The organism is Monashia sp. HAY1-2A, assembly GCF_056755315.1.
The window spans coordinates 25,253-32,578 of sequence record NZ_JBNDHY010000038.1 but is presented as its reverse complement, the minus strand read 5'-3'; the positions used below and the strand labels follow the sequence as shown (position 1 = coordinate 32,578).

The window sequence follows — 7,326 nt, the reverse complement described above, 5'->3', positions numbered from 1 at the left end:
CCCCCCCCCCCCCCCCCCCCCCCCCCCCCCCCCCCCCCCCCCTCCCAACACCAACCCCCCCCCCCCAGATTACTACGCGTCTCGTGGGCTCGGAGATGTGTATAAGAGACAGCCCTCCCACCGAGCCGACTCCACTCCAGGCGCCTCCCCCTCAGCCACCTCATCCCGGGCAGGCGCGGTCGCGGAGGACCGTGGGCGCGCCCTCGAGGTGCGCGCCACGGGGCCGCTCGTGCTCGTCGAGGACCTCGGCCGTCCCGGCTTCGGGGACGTCGGCGTCGGCCGGTCCGGCGCGGCCGACCGCAGCGCCTACCTGCTCGGCGTCCGTCTCGTCGGTCACGCGGTCGACGACCCGGACCCCACGTCGAGGGCGTCGCCGGGTGCGCCGGCCTCGCCGGGTGAGCCGGCCTCGCTCGAGGTGCTGCTCGGGGGACTGGCGGTGCGCGCCCGCGGCGACCTCCTCGTCGCGCTGACCGGCGCGCCGGCGGCTGCGACGGTCGACGGACGGACGGTCGGATTCGCCGCGCCGGTGCGGCTCGCCGACGGACAGGTGCTCGAGGTCGCGACGCCGTCGGCCGGGCTGCGCACGTACCTCGCCGTGCGCGGCGGCCTGGACGTCGCCCCCGTCCTCGGTTCGCGCTCGAGCGACACGCTCTCCGGGCTCGGTCCCGCGCCGGTGGCCCCGGGCGACGTCCTGCCGGTCGGCCCGGCGCCGGCCCTGTTCCCCGTCGTCGACGAGGCGCCGCAGGGTCTCGCGCCCACCGGTGACGAGGCGCTCCTCGAGGTGACGCCGGGGCCCCGAGCCGACTGGTGCGAGCTCGGCGACCTGCCGGAGGTGACCTTCACCGTGTCCTCGCGCAGCAACCGCGTCGGGCTGCGCCTCGAGGGGCACCCGGTCCGGCGGGTCGACGCCCTCGCCGAGGCCGAGCTGCCGAGCGAGCCCATGGTGGCGGGTGCGGTCCAGGTGCCGCCCGGTGGTCAGCCCGTGGTCTTCCTCTGCGACCACCCGGTCACCGGCGGCTACCCTGTCGTCGCGGTCGTGACGCGTCGTGACGTGGACCGGGCGGCCCAGCTCCGTCCGGGCGACCGTGTCCGGCTGCGCTGGGCCCGGCGCTGACGGTGCCCACGGCGGCAGGCGGTGCCGCGACGGCTCCCGCGTCCGGCATTCCCACGCGGCGGGTGGGAATGGGCCGGATTCTGGACCGGCCCTGACGTCGAATAATCGGTGGTTATACATTCGATTACATGACCGTCACCGACACGTCGACCGGGCCCGCGGCCCGTCCGGCTGCCCGCCCGCCCCGCGGCGACCGTTCCAACGGCCAGTGGAAGGTCGACGGCCCGGCACCGCTCAACGCCAACGAGGTGTGGAAGCAGGAGGAGGGCGGCCTCGCGGTCCGCGAGCGCATCGAGACGATCTACGCCCGTGAGGGCTTCGACTCGATCCCGCCGCAGGACCTCACCGGCCGGTTCCGCTGGTGGGGCCTGTACACCCAGCGCAAGCCGGGGATCGACGGCGGCCGCACGGCCCAGCTGAGCGACGACGAGCTGTCGGACCGCTACTTCATGCTCCGGGTCCGCACCGACGGCCAGGCCCTGGACCCCGCCGCGCTCCGGGTCCTCGGCGGCATCTCCGAGGAGTTCGCGCGAGGCAGCGCCGACATCACCGACCGGCAGAACATCCAGTACCACTGGATCGACGTCGAGAGCATGCCCGAGATCTGGCGGCGCCTCGAGACGGTCGGGCTCGAGACGACGACCGCCTGCGGCGACACCCCCCGTGGCTTCCTCGGCAGCCCGGTGGCCGGCATCGCCGCCGACGAGATCATCGACCCGACGCCGGTCATCCTCGAGATCAAGCGCCGCTACATCGGTGACCCCGAGCTCGCGAACCTGCCCCGCAAGTTCAAGACCGCCATCACCGGGCACCCCAGCCTCGACGTGGTCCACGAGATCAACGACGTGTCGCTCGTCGGCGTCGTGCACCCCGAGCTCGGGCCCGGCTACGACCTCTGGGTCGGTGGTGCCCTCTCGACGACGCCGCGCCTCGCCGAGCGCCTCGGCGTCTTCGTCCGCGAGGAGCAGGCGGCCGACGTCTGGTACGGCGTCGTCTCGATCTTCCGCGACTACGGGTTCCGGCGCCTGCGCAACAAGGCGCGCCTGAAGTTCCTTCTCGCCGAGTGGGGTCCGGCGAAGTTCCGCGAGGTCCTCGAGACCGAGTACCTCGGGTACGCGCTGCCCGACGGACCGGCGCCCGCGCCCGCCACAGGGCCCGGCGACCACGTCGGCGTCCACGCGCAGAAGGACGGCCGCTTCTACGTCGGCGCCGCCCCCGTCGTCGGACGCGTCGGCGGCCACACGCTGACCGGCCTCGCCGACCTCGTCGAGTCGGTCGGCGCGGGTCGCGTCCGCCTCACGGCCCACCAGAAGCTCGTCGTCCTCGACGTGCCCGAGGACGGCGTCGAGACCCTCGTGGCCGGCCTCGAGGGCCTCGGCCTCAGCGCCCGGCCGAGCCCCTTCCGCCGCACGACGATGGCCTGCACCGGCATCGAGTTCTGCAAGCTGGCGATCGTCGACACCAAGGACACCGCGGCGGCCGCGATCACCGCCCTCGAGACGCGCCTGGCCGACCTCGTCGCCGATGGCTCGCTCGACACGCCGATCCTGCTCAACGTCAACGGCTGCCCGAACTCGTGCGCCCGCATCCAGACGGCCGACATCGGGCTCAAGGGCCAGATCATCACCGTCGACGGCCCGGACGGCCCGGTGCAGGTGCCGGGCTTCCAGGTGCACCTCGGCGGCGGCCTGGCCTCAGCCGACCGCGACGAGCCGGGCCTCGGGCGCACCCTGCGCGGTCTCAAGGTCCCGTCCACCGAGCTGCCCGACTACGTCGAGCGGGTCGTGCGCACCTACGTGGCCCAGCGTGCCGCCGGCGAGACCTTCGCCGCGTGGGCGCACCGCGCCGAGGAAGGAGCCCTCCAGTGACCGCCGTCCCCCTCGCCACCCCGAAGGTGCCGCGCCGGCGTCGTTCCGAGGCCGAGCTCAAGGCGATCGTCGACGACTTCAACGCGACGCTCGGTGCCGACCCGGAGCGCGAGCCGACCGCCGACGAGGTCGCGGCCTGGGCCGCCTTCCACTTCGAGGGGTCCCTCGCGGTGGCCTGCTCGATGGCCGATGCCGTTCTGCCGCATGTCATCTCGCGGTTCGCGCCCGGCGTCGACGTGCTGTTCCTCGACACCGGCTACCACTTCTCCGACACCCTCGTCACGCGTGACATCGTCGCCGAGGACCTGCCGATCACGCTCGTCAACGTCACGCCCGAGCTCACCGTCGCCGAGCAGGACGAGAAGTACGGCGCCCGCCTCTACGAGCGCGACCCGGCCCTGTGCTGCCAGATGCGCAAGGTCGAGCCGCTCGCCCGCACGCTGCCGACCTACGAGGCGTGGGTGACCGGCGTCCGCCGCGACGAGGCGCCGACACGCACGAACACGCCGCTCGTCACGTGGGACGACAAGAACGGGCTCGTCAAGATCAACCCGCTCGCCGCCTGGACCTTCGACGAGCTGCAGACCTACGCGGTCGACAACCAGGTCGAGGTCAACTCGCTCCTGTCAGACGGCTACCTGTCCATCGGCTGCGAACCGTGCACCCGCCGGGTCGAGCCCGGCGAGGACCCCCGCGCCGGCCGCTGGGCCGGCTTCACCAAGACCGAGTGCGGACTCCACACATGACGACGACCCTCGACACCCAGACCGATGCCGTGACGCCCGCCTCGCCGGACGCGTCGGAGCGCCGCCTCGGCCACCTCGACGCGCTCGAGGCCGAGTCGATCCTCGTCATCCGCGAGATGGCCGCCGAGCTCGAGCGTCCGGCGCTGCTCTTCTCCGGCGGCAAGGACTCCGTCGTCATGCTGCACCTCGCGGCCAAGGCCTTCTGGCCGGCGCCGATCCCGTTCCCGGTGCTGCACGTCGACACCGGACACAACTTCCCCGAGGTGCTCGCCTACCGTGATGAGACGGTGGCGCGGCTCGGCCTGCGGCTCGTCGTCGCCAGCGTCCAGGACTACATCGACGACGGCCGCCTGCGCGAGCGGGCAGACGGCACCCGCAACCCGCTCCAGACCCTCCCGCTGCTCGACGCCATCAACGAGCACCGCTTCGACGGCGTCTTCGGCGGCGGCCGGCGCGACGAGGAGAAGGCCCGCGCCAAGGAGCGGATCGTCTCCCTCCGTGACGAGTTCGGCCAGTGGGACCCGAAGAACCAGCGCCCCGAGCTGTGGAACCTCTTCAACCCGCGGCACCGGCCCGGCGAGCACGTGCGCGTCTTCCCGATCAGCAACTGGACCGAGGTCGACATCTGGCGCTACATCGAGCGCGAGGACATCCCGCTCGCGCCGCTCTACTACGCGCACGAGCGCGAGGTGTTCCACCGCGACGGCATGTGGCTCGCCGTCGGTCCGTACAGCCAGCCGCGCGAGGACGAGACCGTCGAGAAACGCCTCGTGCGGTACCGGACCGTCGGTGACATGTCGTGCACCGGTGCCGTCGAGTCGCCGGCCGCGACGAACGCGGAGATCGTCGTCGAGGTGGCCGCCTCGACCCTGACCGAGCGCGGTGCCACGCGCGCCGACGACCGGATCTCCGAGGCCGCCATGGAGGACCGCAAGAAGGAGGGCTACTTCTGATGGCCACCGCCACCGCCCCCACGACCGCAGGGACCCTGCTCCGCCTCGCCACCGCGGGCTCCGTCGACGACGGCAAGTCGACGCTCGTCGGCCGCCTCCTGCACGACACGAAGTCGGTGCTGTCCGACCAGCTGGCCGCCGTCGAGCGGGTGTCGCGTGACCGCGGCCTCACCGCCGCCGACCTCGCCCTCCTCACCGACGGCCTGCGCGCCGAGCGCGAGCAGGGCATCACCATCGACGTCGCCTACCGCTACTTCGCGACGGCGAGCCGCTCCTTCGTCCTCGCCGACTGCCCCGGGCACGTGCAGTACACGCGCAACACCGTGACCGGCAGCTCGACCGCCGACGTCGTCGTCCTGCTCGTCGACGCCCGCAAGGGCGTCCTCGAGCAGACGCGTCGGCACCTCGCCGTCACGGCGCTGCTGCGCGTCCCGCACGTCGTCGTCGCGGTCAACAAGATCGACCTCGTCGACTTCTCCCAGGAGGTCTACGAGCGGGTCGACGCGCAGGTGCGCGCCGTCGCCCGCGAGCTCGGCGTCGAGGAGGTGACGACGATCCCGGTGAGCGCGCTCGACGGCGACAACGTCGTCGACCGCTCGGCCCGCACCGACTGGTACGGCGGCCCCAGCCTGCTCGAGCTGCTCGAGGCGCTCCCGCCGTCCGACGACCCCGCCCACGAGTCGTTCCGCCTACCGGTGCAGCTCGTCATCCGCCCGCAGGGCGCGGCCCTCGACGCCGCGCACCGCGACTACCGCGGCTACGCCGGTCAGGTGGCCTCGGGCGTCGTCCGCGTGGGCGACGAGGTCGTCGCGCTGCCGTCCGGCCGCCGCACGACCGTCGTCGGCATCGACCTCGGTGACCGCTCCCTCGAGGAGGCCTTCGCGCCGCAGTCGGTGACCCTGCGCCTCGCCGACGAGATCGACATCTCCCGAGGTGACGTCATCGCCGCCGCAGCGGACGCCCCCGAGCCGACGCAGGACATCGAGGCTGTCGTCTGCTGGCTCGGCGACGCGCCGCTGCGCCCCGGTCAGCGGCTGCTCCTCAAGCACGGCTCGCGGACGGTCCAGACCGCGGTGCGTGGCATCGACGGTGCCCTCGACCTCGACGACCTGCACGCCGTGCCGGCAGAGTCCTTGTCGCTCAACGACATCGGCCTGGTCACGCTGCGCGTGTCGCAGCCGCTGCCGGTAGAGCCGTACGCCGTGTCACGTCGCAGCGGAGCCTTCCTGCTCATCGACGCGCACGACGGCCGGACGCTCGCCGCGGGCATGGTCGGCGCGACCCTGCCCACCGCGCCGGAGGCGCCGTCGTCGCCCGAGGGCGACGAGGACTGGGACATCTGAGGCCCGGGCCGTGGCGTCGGTGAAGTCCGCGTTGCCGGTCGTCCTCGACCTCACCGGCCGGCTCGTCGTGGCCGTCGGCGGTGGTCCGGTCGCGGCCCGACGCGTCCGCGCCTTCCTCGACGAGGGCGCGGTCGTGCGCGTCGTCGCCCCGTGGGTCTGCGAGGACCTGCGGGACCTCGTTCGCGCTCGCGCCGTGTCCGCCGCCGGTGCCGCGGCGTCGGGCCGCGTCGAGTGGGTCGAGCGTGACTACGCCGGACCGGCCGACCTCGACGGCGCCTGGCTCGTCCACACCGCGACGGGCGAGCCGTCCGTCGACCGCGAGGTCGCCGCCGACGCCGAGGCCCTGCGCGTGTGGTGCGTCGATGCCACCGACGCCGCGGGCACGACGGCCAGCGTCGCGGCCCGCACCGACGTCACCACTCCCGACGGGCGGGTCACGGTGTCGGCCTACGCGGCCGGTGACCCCGGCCTGGCCGTGACCGTCCGCGACGGCGTCGAGCAGGCGCTCGCCACCGGGCGCCTCGACCTGCGCCGCACCCGCACGCACGGACGCCGCGGCTGGGTCGCGCTGGTCGGCGGTGGCCCCGGCGTCGACGGGCTCCTCACGGCCCGCGGGTACGAGCTGCTCGCGTCGGCCGACGTCGTCGTGCTCGACCGTCTCGCGCCGCGTGGTGTCGTCGACCGGCTGCCCGCGTCGGTGCGCGTCATCGACGTCGGCAAGACGCCCGGCCACCACCCGGTGCCGCAGTCGCGGATCAACGACGTGCTCGTCGAGGAGGCGCAGCGCGGCCTCGGCGTCGTGCGGCTCAAGGGCGGCGACCCGTACGTGCTGGGCCGCGGCGGTGAGGAGCGCGCCGCGTGCGAGGCCGCCGGCATCCCCGTCGAGGTGGTCCCTGGCGTCACGTCGGCGGTGTCCGTTCCCGCGGCCGCCGGGATCCCGGTGACCCACCGGGGTGTCGCCCGCGGCTTCACCGTCGTCACCGGCCACGACGACGTCCCCGTCCTGCCGACTGGTGGCGACCACACGCTCGTGCTCCTCATGGGCGTGACCAACTTGGCTCGTACCATGGATCTCCTTGCGGCCCACGGCCGTTCGCCCGAGTGCCCCGTGGCCGTCGTCGAGCGCGGGTTCGCGCCCGACCAGCGCGTCACCGTCGGCACGGTCGCGACGATCGCCGCGCGGGCCGCCGAGGTCGGCGTCGAGGCGCCCGCAGTCGTCGTCGTCGGGGACGTCGTGCGACTCGCACCCGCGTGGGCCGGCGAGCCCGCCTGACGCGTCAGGCACACCTTCCCCGGACCGTA

6 protein-coding genes are annotated in these 7,326 nt (G+C 73.8%); all 6 read left to right on the top strand.

Going from position 1 to position 7,326, the window contains the following annotated elements; all coding sequences use genetic code 11:
* The coding region (locus tag ACPYOM_RS08025; protein ID WP_481345554.1) for a 5-oxoprolinase subunit C family protein at positions 1-1,114 on the top strand (1,114 nt) is incomplete at its 5' end.
* A gap of 128 nt (positions 1,115-1,242) precedes the next feature.
* Complete coding sequence (locus tag ACPYOM_RS08020; protein ID WP_481345553.1) at positions 1,243-2,982, top strand: nitrite/sulfite reductase; 1,740 nt, start codon at positions 1,243-1,245, stop codon at positions 2,980-2,982.
* Positions 2,979-3,728: a phosphoadenylyl-sulfate reductase gene (locus ACPYOM_RS08015; RefSeq protein ID WP_481345552.1), complete on the top strand. Its 750-nt coding sequence runs from the start codon at positions 2,979-2,981 to the stop codon at positions 3,726-3,728. The genes ACPYOM_RS08020 and ACPYOM_RS08015 overlap by 4 nt, the downstream gene beginning before the upstream one ends.
* Positions 3,725-4,681 (top strand): sulfate adenylyltransferase subunit CysD, encoded by a 957-nt coding sequence (gene cysD / locus ACPYOM_RS08010; protein ID WP_481345551.1) that lies wholly within the window; start codon positions 3,725-3,727, stop codon positions 4,679-4,681. The genes ACPYOM_RS08015 and cysD overlap by 4 nt, the downstream gene beginning before the upstream one ends.
* Positions 4,681-6,024 carry a sulfate adenylyltransferase subunit 1 gene (locus tag ACPYOM_RS08005; RefSeq protein ID WP_481345550.1) on the top strand — a complete coding sequence of 448 codons (1,344 nt, stop codon included), beginning with the start codon at positions 4,681-4,683 and terminating at the stop codon, positions 6,022-6,024. Before cysD ends, ACPYOM_RS08005 begins: the two co-directional genes overlap by 1 nt.
* A gap of 19 nt (positions 6,025-6,043) precedes the next feature.
* Entirely contained in the window at positions 6,044-7,297 is a 1,254-nt protein-coding gene (gene cobA / locus ACPYOM_RS08000) for a uroporphyrinogen-III C-methyltransferase (protein ID WP_481345556.1), read from the top strand.
* Positions 7,298-7,326 lie beyond the last annotated feature (29 nt).